Source organism: Pseudomonas sp. AM4(2022) (genome assembly GCF_036346515.1).
In the GTDB taxonomy this organism is placed as follows: domain Bacteria; phylum Pseudomonadota; class Gammaproteobacteria; order Pseudomonadales; family Pseudomonadaceae; genus Aquipseudomonas; species Aquipseudomonas paracarnis.
In genome coordinates, this window is sequence record NZ_JAOTNW010000012.1 from 179,369 (window position 1) to 193,644 (window position 14,276).

Sequence of the window (14,276 nt, forward strand, 5' to 3'; positions counted from 1 at the left end):
TATACTCGATGCGGGTTTGTTCCCTCATAAGAAGGAGACTGTTCGTATGGATCAGCAGACAAAAAAACCGTTGGAGCCACGCCTGGAAGCCGGCAAAGCCCTGGTGATCGCCGGTGTGCAAGGGCGATATTCGAAGGCCACCGTGGGCGATATCCCACGGCTGTGGGAGTTGTTCGATACCTGTATCAAGGACATCGAGAAGCGCGTCGGCGGTGTGACCTACGGGGTGTGCCATAACCCGCATCACGGCGAATTCGATTACCTGGCAGGTGTTGAAGTCCCGGCCAAGAAGGACGTGCCGAGCAATTTCGAGGTGATCGAAATTCCGCCACTCAACTATGCCGTGTTCCCCCACTACGGGCCGGTGCAGGCGCTTGAGCAAACCTACGAGCGCATCATGTTCGAATGGCTGCCGCACTCGGGCTACAAGGTCATGGGCGCGGATTTCGAGCGCTATAGCGCGGATTTCGATGCCGGGAAGGGCACGGGCACGGTGGAAATCTGGTTGCCGATCGGGGAGCGGGGCTGACACTGCACCTGATGTCACGTAAACAGGACATGCACGAATGGAAGTCATGTTTACGTGACATTGCCGCTATGGATTAAGCCTGAAGCTCAAACGGCGCTCATACCCCACCCGGCCCTTGTACGCCTCACCGCGATCCACCCATCCCGCCCCCAGATATAACCCCATCGCCGCCAGATTGTGGGTGTCCACCGATAGCTCCAACCCCTTGATCTGCGGCCACGCCTCACGCGCCAGGGCGGGCAGTGCCTGCAAACATGCCTTGCCGTAACCACGCCCCTGCTGATGCCGGTCTACCTGTAGCGCGTGGAGTGTGGCGCTGTGTTCATCGGCCCAATGAGGCAGACACGGTGGGCGCTTGAGCAGCAGGAACGCCACGGGAAGGTCATCGGCCAACAGCGCAAAGCCCTTGACGCCAGGGCTTGGCTTGGCGAGCAGGGTATTGAGGGCGCAATACATGTCACCGCAAAACGGCAGTTGTTCAGGATGAACTTCGATGGCGCCGACTTGCTGTTGTTGCACAGCGTTCAGCGCCTCGTAGGCAACGAGGCGGGTTTGCATGGGGCTATCCGAACGGCTGCAAGGGAAGTGGCAGTTTATCGGGTTTGGGCCACGGGAAATTATTTTTCAGGGGTATGTCGATTTCCCTCCGGGCCATTCGACTAAGGGTGTCTTCCGTGATTTTTCACCCCAAGGAGTCATCGCCATGAGCACTGCAATCAAGAGCCTGATCGAACAATGGAAGCATGCCGTCGTCAGTCGCGATATCGACAAGATTGTCAGCTTTTACGCCGACGATATCGTCTCGTTCGACGCCGTAACTGCCCTGCAATTCAAGGGCAAGGCGGCCTACCGCGCGCATTGGGAGGAGTGCATGAAGCACTGTCCCGGCCCGGGTATCTTCGAGTTTCATGAACTGCGCGTCGTCGAGGCGCAAGACAGCGCGTTCGCCCACTGGCTGGCCCACTGCGGCGGCGCCGGACCGGATGGCGAGGTGAAGGCCTGCTGGATGCGCGTGACCGCCGGCTACCAACGTATCGATGGCCAATGGAAGGTGGTGCACGAGCACTGGTCGGCACCGTTTGATATGCAAAGCGGCACGGCGTTGTTCGATCTGAAACCTTGAGCACCGCGAACTATAGTCAGTAGTCCGAAAACGGAGAACGCCATGAAATACCTGTGCCTGATCTACAGCAACGAACAGGCGTTGCACACCTCGCCCGACAGCCCCCATGACTCGGAATGTCTGGCCTACGCCGAGGCCATCCAGGCCAGCGGGCGCATGCTCGCCGCCGAGCCGCTGGAGTCGGTGACCACCGCCACCACCGTGCGCATGCGCAACGGCAAGCTGTCGATCACCGACGGGCCGTTTGCCGAAACCAAGGAGCAGCTCGCCGGGTTCTACCTGATCGACGCCAAGGACCTCAATGAAGCGCTCCAGGTGGCTGGCGGCATTCCGGCGGCTCGGGTCGGCAGTGTGGAAGTGCGCCCCGTACGCCAATTGAATCTCTCAACACAATAATCAAAAGACGTGAGGAGGTTTCCCCGTGAACACTCAACCCGCTGAATTTGAACTGTCCATCAGCCGCTTGATCGATGCGCCGCGCCGCCGGGTGTTTCGCGCCTGGACCGAGCCAACCCTGCTGCAACAATGGTGGGGCCCCCACGGCATGACCACCCCTGAATGCGAGATGAACCTGTGGGTCGGCGGCTTGTTCCGCACCTTGATGCGCGCGCCGGATGGCAGCGAATACCCGACCCAGGGCGTGTTCCTGGAGATCGACGCGCCCAACCGCCTGGTGTTTACCGACGCATTCATGCCGGGCTGGGTGCCTTCGGGCAAGCCGTTCATGAGCGCCGAAGTCACCTTTGAGGAGGTCGGCGGCAAGACCCTTTATACCGCGCGCGCCATGCACTGGAGTGCCGAGGACAAGCAGGCCCATGAAGCCATGGGCTTTCATGACGGCTGGGGCCAGAGCCTGGACCGCCTGGTGAAGTTGGTGACCGAGGACATGGTCGATTGACCGCGCAGATCGACGCTATTTACCGCAGCGAATCACGCCGCGTGCTCGCGACGTTGATTCGCGTGCTGGGGGATTTCGACCTGGCCGAGGAGGCGCTGCACGAAGCGTTTTTCGTCGCCGTGCAGCGTTGGCCCGAGGATGGCGTGCCGGATAATCCACGGGCGTGGCTGGTGTCCACCGGCCGCTTCAAAGCCATCGACCGCCTGCGGCGGCAGTCGCGGTTTACCCCGTTATTGGAGGAGCAGGCCGACACGTTGGAGGCCGCGCCGTGGAGTGATGAAGACGTGGAAGACGACCGCCTGCGCCTGATGTTCACTTGCTGTCACCCGGCGTTGGCAGCCGACGCCCAGGTTGCGCTGACCTTGCGCGAGATCTGCGACCTGAGCACCGAGGCCATCGCTCACGCTTTTCTTGCCACGCCGACCACCATTGCCCAACGCATCGTGCGCGCCAAGGGCAAAATCCGTGAGGCGAAAATTCCCTATCAAGTGCCGTCCCGCGCCGAATTACCTGAACGATTGGACAGTGTGCTGCGGGTGATTTACCTGGTGTTCAACGAGGGCTATTCGGCCTCCGCAGGTGCCGACCTCACCCGTGAAGACTTGACCTTGGAGGCCATTCGTCTGGGGCGTTTGTTGCTGCAACTGCTGCCCGAGCCGGAAGTCATGGGCTTGCTGGCGTTGATGTTACTGCACGAATCGCGTCGGCCTGCCCGCACTTCTGCCAGCGGCGAACTGGTGCTGTTGGAAGTTCAGGACCGTACCCGGTGGGACGCTGCCTTGATCGCTGAAGGCTGCGCACTGGTGGAGCAGGCACTGACTACTCGGCGCTTTGGGCCGTATTGCCTGCAGGCCGCGATTGCCGCCGTGCATGCCGAGGCGCCCAGCGCAGGGGAAACCGATTGGCGGCAGATTGTCGGGCTCTACGATGTATTGCTCAGGGCTGTGCCGTCGCCAGTGATCGAGTTGAACCGTGCGGTAGCGGTGGCGATGGAGCAGGGGCCGCTGGCGGGGTTGGCGCTGGTGGACAACCTTTTGCAGCGCGGTGAGTTGCAGGACTACCACTTGGCGCATTCGGCGCGTGGGGAGTTTTGCCGGCAGTTGGGACGGTTTGACGAAGCTCGCAGCGCGTACGAAAAAGCGCTGTCGCTGACGCAACAGGCGCCAGAAAAACGCTTCATCACGCGACGCCTCGCCGAGCTCAAATCCCCCAGACAGTGACGATCCAAATGTAGGAGGGCGTAAGCCTAATACCTGTAGGAGCGAGCTTGCTCGCGAAAAACTCACCGACGCCGCGTTTCTTCAGGAAGCACGCGTTATCGTTGACGTTCTTCGCGAGCAAGCTCGCTCCTACAGGCTCACTCAAGCATCTTGCTCAGCAACCAGCTCCCCGCAGGCCCCGGCGGCTGTTGCCGCGACCACAGCGCATCCACCGCCACCGAACGCGGCCAACTGCGCACCTTGAGTTCAACCAACTGGTTGCCGCCAAAACGCTCCACCAGCCAGCGCGGTATCGGTGCCCAGCCAAACCCCAGCTGTGCCATTTCCATCAGCATCAGATAACTCGGCGCCGACCATACTCGCTGCGTGCCGCGGTTTTCATTGGGGCTGATGATGCTCGCCAAACGCAACTCCCGGTGTTGTTGCAAGGTGTGCGGGTGAACCTTGTCCAGGTTCGCTAATGGGTGTCTAGGCGAGACGAACAGCGCGATCTCCGTGCGCTCCTCCACGGTGGAGAAGGAAAGGTCCGGCGGGTAGGCTTCTTGTTTCTCGATAAACGCGATCTGCGCCCGGCCACTTTGCACCAGCGCGATCAAGTCTTCGCATTCCGCGATCAGGCATTCCAGCTCAAGGTCCGGGTAGCGTTGCTCGAAGGCCGTGAGGGCGACCTCGAATCGATCGGATTGGTAAGTATCGGACATGGCGATACTCAACTTCGGCTCCAGGCCTTGCGATAACTGACTGGCCGCCAGCTCCAGGCGGCTACTGGCTTCCAGCACCTGTTCTGCCCGTTGCAGCAAAACCTGCCCCGCGGGCGTGAGGGTCGGCTTGCGGCTGCTGCGGTCAAACAGCACCACGTCCAGGTCTATCTCCAGGCTGGCCACTGCCGCGCTCACGGTGGACTGGCTTTTGCCCAGCTTGCGCGCCGCCGCGGAAAACGAGCCTTGGGTGGCAGCCTGGACAAACGCCTGAAGCACCTCATGGGAAGCCATGACTATCGCCTTGATCGATGGTTATCGGTTATGAAGTATCGATAAAAAGCCTGATCATGGCAACCATCGTCACTCACGGAGCCGGGTCATGACCCCTACCAAATCCCTTACTGAACGCGTTTTTCAAGCCCTTGGTTTCGAGGGGCTGGCCTTATTGATTTGCACGCCGCTGTTGGTGTGGATCACCGGCCGGCCAGCGCTGGAAATGGGCGCAGTGACCTTGGGCATCAGCCTGTTGGCACTGAGCTGGAACGTGGTATTCAACAGCCTGTTCGACCGCCTTAAAGCCCGCCTGCAACTGGCCAACGGTGGTTGGACCCGTGTGCTTCACGCGCTGTTGTTTGAAGGCGGTCTGATTCTCTTGGCAGTGCCGTTGATTGCCGCCTTGATGAAGATCAGCCTGCTGGAAGCCTTCATCCTCGACATTGGCGTGTTGTTGTTCTTCCTGCCGTACACCTACGTGTACCACTGGGGTTATGACGTCATTCGGGAAAAAATCAGCGAAAAAAACGCCGCCCACTGTAGGAGCGAGCTTGCTCGCGAAGATCGCTAACGATAACGCGCGGTCTCTGGAAACACGCGGCGCCCTTGAGTTTTTCGCGAGCAAGCTCGCTCCTACAGAGGGGAAGCCGTTTAGAGGAACATCCCGCCCGATGCCTCGATCCGCTGGCCGGTGATCCAGTGGCTGCCATCGGCCAGCAAGGTCGAAATCGCCCCGCCAATATCGTCCGGCAAGCCGGCGCGGCCCAGGGCGGTGTTATTGGCAACCATCGCATTCACATCCGTGTTATCGCGTACCGCGCCACCGCCGAAGTCAGTGGCAATCGCGCCCGGTGCCAGGGTGTTCACGGTGATACCCCGTGGGCCCAACTCTTTAGCCTGGTAGCGCGACAAGACTTCCACCGCGCCTTTCATGGACGCGTAGGCGGCATAACCCGGCAGGCTGAAGCGCGCCAGGCCGCTGGAGATATTGATGATGCGCCCGCCATCGCGGATCAGCGGCAGCAGTTTTTGCGTGAGGAAAAACGGTGCCTTCACATGGATCGCCACCAGTTGGTCGAACTGGGCTTCGGTGGTTTCGGCAAAGCTTGCGTAGGTGCCAACCCCGGCGTTGTTGATCAGGAAGTTGAAATGATCCTGGGCGAACACATCCTTGAGCAGGGTGCCGATCTGGCCAACGAATGCATCGAAGGTTTCACTCTGGCTGACGTCCAGTTGCAGCATGGCGGCGCGACCGCCCAAGGCCTCTACTTGGGCTATCACGGCTTGGGCTTCGGTCGCTGCGCTGTGGTAAGTGCCGATGATGTCGATGCCTTGCGCAGCCAGGTGCAGGGCGGCGCTTTTTCCAAGGCCACGGCTGGCGCCGGTGATGAGTGCGATTTTACGGGTCATGGTGCAGTCCTCAAATGGGGTTAGTGGGACTGAGTGTATTTGTCCGGCCATAACGTGATAAACAGGCTGATATCGGAATCACTGGCCGGATAGGGCGAACAATCACATGAACAAGCTTGAGCTGCTGCGCACCTTCGTACGCGTCACTGAGTTGTCGAGCTTTACCCAGGCCGGCCAAAGCCTGGGCTTGCCGCGCTCTACGGTATCCGAGCATGTGCAGGCGTTGGAGGAGTTACTCGGCGCACGGCTGTTGCAACGTACCACGCGCATGGTGCAGGCGACCCAGGATGGCCGTGTGTTGTATGAGCGCAGCAAAGACCTGCTGGCGCATATGGAAGAGCTGGAAGGTTTGTTTCGCCAAGACGAAACCCAATTGGCCGGGCGCATACGGGTGGACATGCCCAATGTCATGGCGCGGGGCTTGATCTTGCCGAACTTGCCCACGTTCATGGCGCGCCATCCTCTGATCGACATGGAGATCAGCGGTTCGGACCGCCAGGTAGACCTGATCGCCGAAGGTTTTGATTGCGTGGTGCGTGTCGGCGCCCAGCCCGATCAAACTGTGGTAGCGCGGCGGGTGTGCAGCATGCCGATGGTCAACTGCGCGAGCGCGGCGTACCTGCAACGGTATGGCGTGCCCAAAACCCTGGCAGACCTGGCGCATCATCAGTTGGTGCATTACGTGCGGCCGCTGGGTGCACGTTCGGCCGGGTTCGAATACCTGGTGGGCAACAAGGTGCAGCGGTTACCGATGGCAGGCCGGGTGACGGTCAACAGCACCGACGCCTATCAGTCGGCGTGCCTGGGCGGGTTTGGCATAACCCAGGTGCCGCAACTCGGGATACGCGACTTGTTGGCCAGCGGCGAGTTGGTGGCGGTGCTGCCCGATTACCAGGCGCCGCCCTTGGATGTGTCGTTGCTGTACGCCGGCCAGCGGCATCTGCCGTTGCGGGTGCGGGTGTTCATGGACTGGTTGACCGCCACCCTGCAAGCTCATCTTTAACGGCGTGCCGACAGCTGCTGGGGCGCCAGGAACGCGTCGTGGAAGTAATCCCGGAACGCTTGCATCGCTGGGGTAAACGCACGCTCGCGGTGCCAGGCCAGGCCGACGCTCATGGGTGTGACTGGGTCGGTCACGGTCAGGGTTTCGATGCGTTTGCCTTCCAGGGACCAGGGCCGGTGCACCAGGTCTGACAGGATCGCCACGCCGCTGCCGTTGGCAACCATGCTGCGCACCGCCTCCACTGAGCTGGTGCGCAGCCGCACCTTGGGCGTTTGCCCGGCCTGTTCCCAGTAGCGCATGGCGCTGTGTTCGGCTTCATCGACGGTGAGCAAAATGTAGGACTCTTGGGCCACGTCCGCCAGGCTCACGGCACCGCGTTCGCACAACGGGTGATGGCTGGGCAACCACAAGCGGCGCTCGGAGTTGAACAGAATTTCCGAGACGATATCCGCGTGGGTGAGGTTGGCGGTCAGCACCACGGCCATGTCGAACTGGCCGTCGAGCAGGCCCTGTTCGATGGCCTGGCGCTCCTGTTCGAACACCTCGATGGTCACGTCCGGATGCCAATGTTCCATGCGCTGTAAATGGTGCGGCAGGAAATAACCCAGCACGGTGTAACTGGCCGCCACCCGCAGCACGCCGCTGGCGCGGTAGTCCGGCAGCGGGCTGTTGAGGGCGTCCTCCACGCTGCGCACAATCACATAGGCACGGTTGAGAAAATGCCGCCCGGCATCAGTGAGGTTCATGCCCTGGGCCGAGCGCACGAACAACTGCACGCCGAGCATGGCTTCCAGCTCCTTGATCGCCGTGGTCACCGCCGATTGGGAAATATTCAAGTGAATCGCCGCCTGGGATATCTGGCCGATCTCGGCAGTGGCGACGAAGTAGCGAACCTGGCGCAAGGTGAGGGACATGAGCGATATCTGATTTTCAGAAGATGGGCCATCTGATAATAGATCTTCCCAAGGGGTCAAGCCCCGGCCTACTTTGCGGGCATCACCTTTGGCGGAGCGACCTCGATGCAGGCAGTGGATTTCAATTCAGACATGGGCGAAGGCTTCGGCCCCTGGACCATCGGCGACGGCGTCGACGCAGAGCTGATGGCCTCTATCAGCTCGGCCAATATCGCCACCGGCTTTCATGCCGGCGACCCCGGTACCATGCGCCGCACCGTCGAGCGCGCCAAGCAACTGGGCGTGGCCATCGGCGCTCACCCAGGCTTTCGTGATTTGGTGGGCTTCGGTCGCCGGCACATCAATGCACCGGCCCAGGAACTGGTGGACGACATGCTCTATCAGCTCGGTGCCCTGCGCGAAATGGCCCGCGCTCAAGGCGTGACCCTGCAACACATCAAGCCCCACGGCGCGCTCTACATGCACCTGGCCCGCGATGAAGAGGCCGCCCGGCTGTTGGTGCAAAACCTGCAAATCATCGAGCCCACGCTGATGCTGTACTGCATGCCCAACTCGGTGATCTGGCGCATTGCCAAGGAACTGGGGCAGCCGGTGGTGCGCGAGTTCTATGCCGACCGTGAGTACGACCTGAGCGGCTCCATCGTGTTTACCCGCCAGGTGCGGGCACTCGACCCAGCCACGGTCGCGGCGCGGGTCTTGCGTGCCTGTCAAGCCGGCCTGGTACGTACCGTCGAAGGCGAAGACCTAGCCATCGAATTCGATTCCATCTGCCTGCACAGCGACACCCCCGGCGCCCTGGAACTGGTGGAGGCCACCCGTGAGGCCCTGGACCAGGCGGGTATCGACGTCAGACCTCCCCAATAAGAGCCAACCCTTAATTTTTTGCCTGCCTTTCTACAATGATTCCAAGAGGAACAGACATGGCTGAAACGTCCCCCATCCGCTACAGCTTCGGCGGTGATGAACACCTGTTTGCCGAGGTCAGCGACAGCATGTCCCTGGAGGCTTTTTTCAAGGGCATGGCGGTGACCCGCGCCGTGGAGCGCCTGGCGCTGGAAGGCGTACTGGATGTCTGCCTGGCCAACGCATCGTTCCAGATTCGCTTCGACCCTGACCGCATCGCCCCTCACGCGTTGCTCGACGCTGTGCAAAGCGCCGAAGCCCAGGCCGTGGCCGAACGCATCTTGCGCACGCGCATCATCGAAATCCCGGTGCTCTATAACGATCCCTGGACCCACGAAACCCTGATGCGCTTTCGTGACCGCCACCAAGACCCCAGCGGCACAGACCTGGAATACGCCGCACGCATCAATGGCCTGGCCGACGTGGACGCGTTCATCGCCGCCCACAGTGGCGCGCCGTGGTTTGTGTCGATGGTCGGCTTTGTCGCGGGCTTGCCGTTCATGTTCCAGATGGTCGAACGCGAGCGGCAATTGCAGGTGCCCAAATACCTGCGGCCACGCACCGACACGCCGAAACTGACCCTGGGCCATGGCGGCTGCTTTGGCTGTATCTACTCAGTGCGAGGGGCGGGCGGTTACCAGATGTTCGGCGTTACCCCGGCACCGATCTACGACCCGGCGCAGCAGTTGGCGTACCTCAAGGAGCACATGGTGTTCTTCCGCCCTGGCGATATCGTGCAGTTCAAGCCGATGGACCGCGAGGCTTATGACCTGGCGGTCGCCGAGGTGGACGCCGGGCGTTTCGACTTGCGCATTCGCCCGGTGGAATTTTCCCTGGATGCCTTTCTCGCCGACCCCCTCGGCTATCCGAAAACCCTGCAGGAGGCGCTGGCATGATCAAGGTCCTCAAACCCGGCCTCGCCACCTCCGTGCAGGACCTGGGCCGCGAAGGTTATTACCATTTGGGCATCCCGCCGTCGGGGGCGCTGGACCAATACGCACTGAGTGCGGCCAACCACTTGGTGGGCAACCCCGTGGGCGCGGCGGGCCTGGAATGCACGTTGATCGGGCCGGAGCTGGAGTTCCGGCAAGACGCGCTGGTGGCCTTGAGCGGCGCCTTGATGTCGCCGCGCCTGGACGGTGAAGTGGTGCACCAGGACACCGCCTTTGCCGTGCGCGCCGGGCAGGTGCTGCGGTTCGAGTTTCCCAAGGCCGGCGCACGCACCTACCTCGCCGTCGCCGGCGGTATCGACGTGCCGTTGGTGCTCGGCAGCCGCTCCACCTACACCCTCGGCGCCCTCGGTGGGTTTAATGGCCGACGCTTGCAGGAGGGCGATCAATTGCCGATCGGCACCGCCAGCGGTACGGGGCGTGCGGGCAACAGTTTGCCGATGGCGTTGCGGCGTTCGGTCGGCGGCGATGTGACGTTGCGGGTGGTGCCGGGGCTGTATTACGAACGCTTGACCTTGGAGGCCAAAAGCAGCTTTTTCGCCGAGCCGTGGACGGTCGGGTCCGAGGCCGATCGCATTGGCTATCGCTTCAAGGGCGGCAGCGCGTTGAGCTTCCAGCCACGGGAACAGCCGTTCGGCGCCGGCTCCGATCCTTCCAACATCGTGGACAGTTGCTACCCGATTGGCTCGATTCAAGTACCGGCGGGGCTGGAGCCGATTGTGCTGCACCGCGATGCGGTGTCGGGCGGTGGCTACGCGATGATTGGCACCGTGATCAGCGCCGACCTGGACTTGATCGGACAGATGCAGCCCAACCAGCGGGCGGGGTTTGTGGCGGTGAGTCTCGAGGAGGCTTTGGAGGCGCGGCGGGTGTACAAGAAGCGGCTCAAAGCGATGGCTGGACTCTTCAATCACTGAATAAACACAAACTCCTGTGGGAGCTGGCTTGCCTGCGATTGCGGTGGGTCAGCTTGCATCACCTTGGCTGTTACACCGCTATCGCAGGCAAGCCAGCTCCCACCTGTGGGGCTTATTTCAATTGGAGAATTTGCGGAATGCCCACCGCCCGGCGATCAGGGTAAAGGTTGCGACCAAGGCCACCAGTATCCAGAAGCCTTCCGGGTCTTGGGACAGGGGCACCCCACCCACATTCATGCCAAAAAAACCGGCAATGATGTTGATCGGCAGCGCCAGCACCGTCACCACCGTGAGGGTAAACAGCGTGCGGTTGCTCTGTTCATTGAGGTTGGCGGCGATCTCTTCCTGCAACAGCTTGATGCGCTCGCCCAGGGCGGTCAGGTCGTTGATGATCAGCGCAAACTCCTCGGTGGATTTGCGTAACTCCTTCACGTCTTCCTTTTGCAGCCATTGCGGTGGGCGATTGAGCAGGCGCAGCAGTGAGCCCGGTTCCAGCGCCAGCAGGCGTTGCAGGCGCACCAGCACACGGCGGGCGGCACCCAGTTCGGCGCGGTTGGTGGACAGGCGCGAAGACAACAGCTGATCCTCGATATGGTCGACGCTGATACTGGTCTTGCGCACGATCTGCGTCAGCACTTCGCCCTGGTCGCGCAGCAGGTGCACCAACAGCTCCAAGGGGGAGCGAAAGTGTTCGCCGGCCTTCACCGACGAGCGCAATTTATCCACCGAATGCAAAGGCTGCAGGCGTGCGCTCACCAGCAGACGGCTGCGCGCGCACACCCATAGCGTGGAAATATCCGACGACACCATGCTGCTGAAGTTGAACACCACATCGTTGACCACCGCCAACAAGGCCGAGTCCACATGCTCGATGCGTGTGGAGCGTGAGCCCTCATGCAAGGCTTCAAAAAACTCCTCCGGCAGCGACAAATGCGCCTGCATCCAGCGCTCGCAGGCGGCGTGCGCCAGGTTCAGGTGCAGCCACAGGAATTCTTCCGGGTCTGGGGGTTGCTGCAAGGCGGCGAGGGCAGTGGCGGAATCAATTTGCTGGCCTTTCTCGCCGGGGCGAAAGCGGAAACCGTAAAGCAGGCCGAACAGGTCGGGGTCCTGATGGGCGTGGTCGATGCTGTGATTCATGGCGGCTCGCAGAGAAAGGGCCTGTAGGACGTTTCACAGGCACCCAGGCGCAAATCATTGCAAGGCGCGATGACGGTTATGTGACGGTTGGGTGTCGCGCATAAAAAAACGCGCCACCCGAAGGTGGCGCGTTTTTTGGGGATGCAACTCAGGTGTCTTGCTTGTTTTCCAGTACAGCACCGGTCTTGGCGTCGAGCTTCACTTCAAAGCGCTTGCCGGTGGTATCGGTCAGGTCCACTTCGTAGACGTACTGGTTGGCGACACCGTGTTTGGTGTCCAGCTCAGTGTCAGTGATCGAAGCACCAGGGTGAGTTGCCACGGCTGCTGCGTTGAGTTTGTCGAAAGGCATCACGGCGCCGGACTTGAGCAGGCCCTCGATATGATCCGGACGAACATCCGCCTGTGCCAGGCCGGCAGTCAGGGTCAGGGCGGTGGCAGCGAACAGGGCAGTCAAAGTTTTCATGGTGTGTGTCCTTCTTAGGTTGAGCTGTTTAAGTGGCGCCAGATTAACCGGCGCAACTTAACTCATCCTTAATGGCTCACTGACACCAACGCTTTTAGTACTTATGGTCGTTGAGCAGGTCTTGCACGCTGGACGAGGGCCAGCGTTTGTAGAACTTCAGCAGCTCGGCGGCGCGGTTGGTGAAAATGCCATCGACGCCGGCCTTCATCACTTTCTCGAAGTCCACCGGCTCATCCACCGTATACACATGCACGAGCAGGCCCTTGTCGTGGGTCAGCTTGTTCATTTCAGGCTTCACCAGGTCGGTGTAGCTCTGGTCGCCGTGGTCGGTCAGCTCAGCCGACGGGCCGGTGCCGATGGCGCCGAGGCTTTTGGCTTCATCAACCCACTTTTCGAATTCGGCAGCGTCTTTAGGCTCTTGCTTGGCGTAGTAGGCGGCCTTGGTGGGTTCGCCAGACTCGGCGAAGGTCACTTTGGATTTGGGCTCGATGCTGCCTTCACCCACCCACAACAGCAGGATTTTTGGAGTGTTGGGCATTTCCTTCTGCAGCTCTTTGAGGCTGGCGGTTTCGAAGGTTTGCAGCACCACGCGGCCCTTGCCCTGGCCGACACCCGTGTTGCTCTTGCCCAGCTTAGAGCCGGCGGAGCTCAGCCAGCCCTTGTCCAGCAGCTTGTTTTTCAGGTCGGCTTCGATACCGGGGAACTGCTTGGGCTCCTTGGTCTCGATGTACAGGCCGGGTTTGTGCGAGGGGTTGCCTTCGGCGATCTTGATAATGTCGTCCAGGCTCAGGATTTTCAGGCCAACGAAACCAGGGCGCGCGCGGTCCGGGTAGGCGGCGTTGAACCAGCTGCCGGCGTCGAGGGTTTGCAGCTCTTTCCAGGTGAACTCGTTGGCGGGTGCGTCTTTGCGCTCGGGAAACTTGGTGGCGACGTCGGTGGTGCGCTGCAGGTTGTTGTCGTGCAGGGCGAACAGCACGCCGTCCTTGCTACGTTGCAGGTCCAGTTCCAGGTAGTCGGCGCCCAGGTCGCGTGCAACCTTGTAGGCAGCGGCGGTGGATTCCGGCGCGTCGTAGGAAGCGCCACGGTGAGCGATCACGGCAGGGTAGGGAATGCCTTCGTTTGTCGCCAATTCGGCCGGGCTGACCGGCTCGGCAGCCTGTGCCTGGCCAAGGCCGAGCATCAACGCCAGCAGCAAGGCGCTTTTGGAAAACGTGACAGGCATATGCGAAGTCCTTTCGTGGAGGTAACTTTGAGAAGGTGTCCTTTTTAACAATTGATTGCGAACGGCGCTATCACCAAACCGACATTAACTTGCGCACCGGCCAATTTTGTCGACTTTTTTGCAGGGCGTTGCAGTATTCTTACAGGTAGCCGCCCCGCCAGAGGGTGGTATTTTCTGCCACGCGTGTAAACCATCTTTCCAGTCCCAGTGGGACTTTTCAGTGAGGTTTACCATGCGCATCACTTCCGAGCTTATCTGCCAGGCCGCCGACCAACTCCAGGGTTTTGTCGGCCTCAACCGCAAGACCGGCCAGTACATCGTGCGTTTCAGCGAAGACTCATTCGGCATGGACGTGGCCGACGACGGCATCATCCCTACGGCCGAGTTCGTCTGGCTGCCGGCCGCCGACCACACCATGACCCTATGCCGAGCGCGCCTGCAGTTGTTGCTCGACCAGAATATCGACGACCGCATCAACATCACCGAGCCGCTGCGGGTGTATATGCGCCGGGTAGAGATCCCGCAGATCAGCGCGTTGCGCAGTTTGGTGAGCTGAGCGTCCGCGATTTTGCTAACGATGACGAGCAAATGTGGGAGCTGGCTTGCCTGCGAT

Annotated in this window: 18 protein-coding genes; 11 read left to right on the plus strand and 7 right to left on the minus strand. The window is 61.0% G+C overall.

What is annotated here, in order from left to right; all coding sequences use genetic code 11:
- Window positions 1–46 precede the first annotated feature (46 nt).
- Window positions 47–529 carry a GyrI-like domain-containing protein gene (locus tag ODQ19_RS18160; protein ID WP_330210811.1) on the plus strand — a complete coding sequence of 161 codons (483 nt, stop codon included), beginning with the start codon at window positions 47–49 and terminating at the stop codon, window positions 527–529.
- A gap of 66 nt (window positions 530–595) precedes the next feature.
- Here the strand turns inward: ODQ19_RS18160 and ODQ19_RS18165 are convergent, their stop codons facing one another.
- Window positions 596–1,087 (minus strand): GNAT family N-acetyltransferase, encoded by a 492-nt coding sequence (locus ODQ19_RS18165; protein WP_330210812.1) that lies wholly within the window; start codon window positions 1,085–1,087, stop codon window positions 596–598.
- A gap of 145 nt (window positions 1,088–1,232) precedes the next feature.
- Here ODQ19_RS18165 and ODQ19_RS18170 point away from each other — a divergent pair, with 145 nt between their 5' ends.
- Genes ODQ19_RS18170 through ODQ19_RS18185 form a run of 4 tightly spaced genes read left to right on the plus strand, consistent with a single transcriptional unit; the run spans window position 1,233 to window position 3,770 of the window.
- Window positions 1,233–1,652 (plus strand): YybH family protein, encoded by a 420-nt coding sequence (locus ODQ19_RS18170; protein WP_116667866.1) that lies wholly within the window; start codon window positions 1,233–1,235, stop codon window positions 1,650–1,652.
- Window positions 1,653–1,694: 42 nt separating this feature from the next.
- Window positions 1,695–2,048, plus strand: a complete 354-nt coding sequence (locus ODQ19_RS18175) for a YciI family protein (protein ID WP_105228096.1) — start codon at window positions 1,695–1,697, stop codon at window positions 2,046–2,048.
- A gap of 25 nt (window positions 2,049–2,073) precedes the next feature.
- Window positions 2,074–2,550, plus strand: a complete 477-nt coding sequence (locus ODQ19_RS18180) for an SRPBCC family protein (protein ID WP_116667868.1) — start codon at window positions 2,074–2,076, stop codon at window positions 2,548–2,550.
- The gene (locus tag ODQ19_RS18185) at window positions 2,547–3,770 is read left to right on the plus strand and encodes an RNA polymerase sigma factor (RefSeq protein ID WP_330210813.1); all 1,224 of its coding nucleotides are present in this window, start codon (window positions 2,547–2,549) and stop codon (window positions 3,768–3,770) included. The genes ODQ19_RS18180 and ODQ19_RS18185 overlap by 4 nt, the downstream gene beginning before the upstream one ends.
- A gap of 137 nt (window positions 3,771–3,907) precedes the next feature.
- Here the strand turns inward: ODQ19_RS18185 and ODQ19_RS18190 are convergent, their stop codons facing one another.
- Entirely contained in the window at window positions 3,908–4,762 is an 855-nt protein-coding gene (locus ODQ19_RS18190) for a LysR family transcriptional regulator (protein WP_330210814.1), read from the minus strand.
- Between the two features lie 88 nt (window positions 4,763–4,850).
- On the opposite strand from ODQ19_RS18190, the gene ODQ19_RS18195 reads away from it, so the two are divergent.
- Window positions 4,851–5,315 carry a multidrug/biocide efflux PACE transporter gene (locus ODQ19_RS18195; RefSeq protein ID WP_330210815.1) on the plus strand — a complete coding sequence of 155 codons (465 nt, stop codon included), beginning with the start codon at window positions 4,851–4,853 and terminating at the stop codon, window positions 5,313–5,315.
- A gap of 80 nt (window positions 5,316–5,395) precedes the next feature.
- On the opposite strand, the gene ODQ19_RS18200 is transcribed toward ODQ19_RS18195, so the two are convergent.
- Entirely contained in the window at window positions 5,396–6,154 is a 759-nt protein-coding gene (locus tag ODQ19_RS18200; protein WP_330210816.1) for an SDR family NAD(P)-dependent oxidoreductase, read from the minus strand.
- A 106-nt stretch (window positions 6,155–6,260) separates the two neighbouring features.
- Between ODQ19_RS18200 and ODQ19_RS18205 the strand changes: the two genes are divergently transcribed.
- Window positions 6,261–7,157, plus strand: a complete 897-nt coding sequence (locus tag ODQ19_RS18205; RefSeq protein WP_330210817.1) for a LysR family transcriptional regulator — start codon at window positions 6,261–6,263, stop codon at window positions 7,155–7,157.
- On the opposite strand, the gene ODQ19_RS18210 is transcribed toward ODQ19_RS18205, so the two are convergent.
- A complete protein-coding gene (locus ODQ19_RS18210; RefSeq protein WP_330210818.1) occupies window positions 7,154–8,071 on the minus strand; it encodes a LysR family transcriptional regulator in 918 nt (305 codons plus the stop codon). The two genes, ODQ19_RS18205 and ODQ19_RS18210, sit on opposite strands and share 4 nt — an antisense overlap.
- A 105-nt stretch (window positions 8,072–8,176) precedes the next feature.
- On the opposite strand from ODQ19_RS18210, the gene ODQ19_RS18215 reads away from it, so the two are divergent.
- From ODQ19_RS18215 to ODQ19_RS18225, 3 genes are read left to right on the plus strand one after another with little or no spacing between them, the layout of a single operon-like run.
- Window positions 8,177–8,935: a 5-oxoprolinase subunit PxpA gene (locus ODQ19_RS18215; RefSeq protein ID WP_330210819.1), complete on the plus strand. Its 759-nt coding sequence runs from the start codon at window positions 8,177–8,179 to the stop codon at window positions 8,933–8,935.
- A gap of 56 nt (window positions 8,936–8,991) precedes the next feature.
- Entirely contained in the window at window positions 8,992–9,870 is an 879-nt protein-coding gene (locus tag ODQ19_RS18220) for a 5-oxoprolinase subunit B family protein (RefSeq protein ID WP_330210820.1), read from the plus strand.
- On the plus strand, window positions 9,867–10,841 hold the full coding sequence (locus ODQ19_RS18225; protein WP_330210821.1) for a biotin-dependent carboxyltransferase family protein: 975 nt from the start codon (window positions 9,867–9,869) through the stop codon (window positions 10,839–10,841). The genes ODQ19_RS18220 and ODQ19_RS18225 overlap by 4 nt, the downstream gene beginning before the upstream one ends.
- Window positions 10,842–10,958: 117 nt before the next feature.
- On the opposite strand, the gene ODQ19_RS18230 is transcribed toward ODQ19_RS18225, so the two are convergent.
- The 3 genes from ODQ19_RS18230 to ODQ19_RS18240 all read right to left on the minus strand — a co-directional run bounded on the left by ODQ19_RS18230 (window position 10,959) and on the right by ODQ19_RS18240 (window position 13,663).
- On the minus strand, window positions 10,959–11,978 hold the full coding sequence (locus tag ODQ19_RS18230; protein WP_116667876.1) for a transporter: 1,020 nt from the start codon (window positions 11,976–11,978) through the stop codon (window positions 10,959–10,961).
- 148 nt (window positions 11,979–12,126) lie between these two features.
- Window positions 12,127–12,441 carry a PepSY domain-containing protein gene (locus tag ODQ19_RS18235; RefSeq protein ID WP_003193676.1) on the minus strand — a complete coding sequence of 105 codons (315 nt, stop codon included), beginning with the start codon at window positions 12,439–12,441 and terminating at the stop codon, window positions 12,127–12,129.
- A 94-nt stretch (window positions 12,442–12,535) separates the two neighbouring features.
- Window positions 12,536–13,663, minus strand: a complete 1,128-nt coding sequence (locus ODQ19_RS18240; protein WP_105228078.1) for a glycerophosphodiester phosphodiesterase — start codon at window positions 13,661–13,663, stop codon at window positions 12,536–12,538.
- A 232-nt stretch (window positions 13,664–13,895) separates the two neighbouring features.
- Between ODQ19_RS18240 and ODQ19_RS18245 the strand changes: the two genes are divergently transcribed.
- A complete protein-coding gene (locus ODQ19_RS18245) occupies window positions 13,896–14,219 on the plus strand; it encodes a DUF2025 family protein (RefSeq protein WP_032895610.1) in 324 nt (107 codons plus the stop codon).
- The last annotated feature ends 57 nt before the right edge of the window (window positions 14,220–14,276 follow it).

Bases quoted from the DNA above. Each gene is read 5' to 3' on its own strand.
- ODQ19_RS18160 (WP_330210811.1), top strand. From the start codon at position 47: ATGGATCAGCAGACAAAAAAACCGTTGGAGCCACGCCTGGAAGCCGGC.
- ODQ19_RS18165 (WP_330210812.1), bottom strand. From the start codon at position 1,087: ATGCAAACCCGCCTCGTTGCCTACGAGGCGCTGAACGCTGTGCAACAA.
- ODQ19_RS18170 (WP_116667866.1), top strand. From the start codon at position 1,233: ATGAGCACTGCAATCAAGAGCCTGATCGAACAATGGAAGCATGCCGTC.
- ODQ19_RS18175 (WP_105228096.1), top strand. From the start codon at position 1,695: ATGAAATACCTGTGCCTGATCTACAGCAACGAACAGGCGTTGCACACC.
- ODQ19_RS18190 (WP_330210814.1), bottom strand. From the start codon at position 4,762: ATGGCTTCCCATGAGGTGCTTCAGGCGTTTGTCCAGGCTGCCACCCAA.
- ODQ19_RS18195 (WP_330210815.1), top strand. From the start codon at position 4,851: ATGACCCCTACCAAATCCCTTACTGAACGCGTTTTTCAAGCCCTTGGT.
- ODQ19_RS18200 (WP_330210816.1), bottom strand. From the start codon at position 6,154: ATGACCCGTAAAATCGCACTCATCACCGGCGCCAGCCGTGGCCTTGGA.
- ODQ19_RS18205 (WP_330210817.1), top strand. From the start codon at position 6,261: ATGAACAAGCTTGAGCTGCTGCGCACCTTCGTACGCGTCACTGAGTTG.
- ODQ19_RS18210 (WP_330210818.1), bottom strand. From the start codon at position 8,071: ATGTCCCTCACCTTGCGCCAGGTTCGCTACTTCGTCGCCACTGCCGAG.
- ODQ19_RS18215 (WP_330210819.1), top strand. From the start codon at position 8,177: ATGCAGGCAGTGGATTTCAATTCAGACATGGGCGAAGGCTTCGGCCCC.
- ODQ19_RS18220 (WP_330210820.1), top strand. From the start codon at position 8,992: ATGGCTGAAACGTCCCCCATCCGCTACAGCTTCGGCGGTGATGAACAC.
- ODQ19_RS18225 (WP_330210821.1), top strand. From the start codon at position 9,867: ATGATCAAGGTCCTCAAACCCGGCCTCGCCACCTCCGTGCAGGACCTG.
- ODQ19_RS18230 (WP_116667876.1), bottom strand. From the start codon at position 11,978: ATGAATCACAGCATCGACCACGCCCATCAGGACCCCGACCTGTTCGGC.
- ODQ19_RS18235 (WP_003193676.1), bottom strand. From the start codon at position 12,441: ATGAAAACTTTGACTGCCCTGTTCGCTGCCACCGCCCTGACCCTGACT.
- ODQ19_RS18240 (WP_105228078.1), bottom strand. From the start codon at position 13,663: ATGCCTGTCACGTTTTCCAAAAGCGCCTTGCTGCTGGCGTTGATGCTC.
- ODQ19_RS18245 (WP_032895610.1), top strand. From the start codon at position 13,896: ATGCGCATCACTTCCGAGCTTATCTGCCAGGCCGCCGACCAACTCCAG.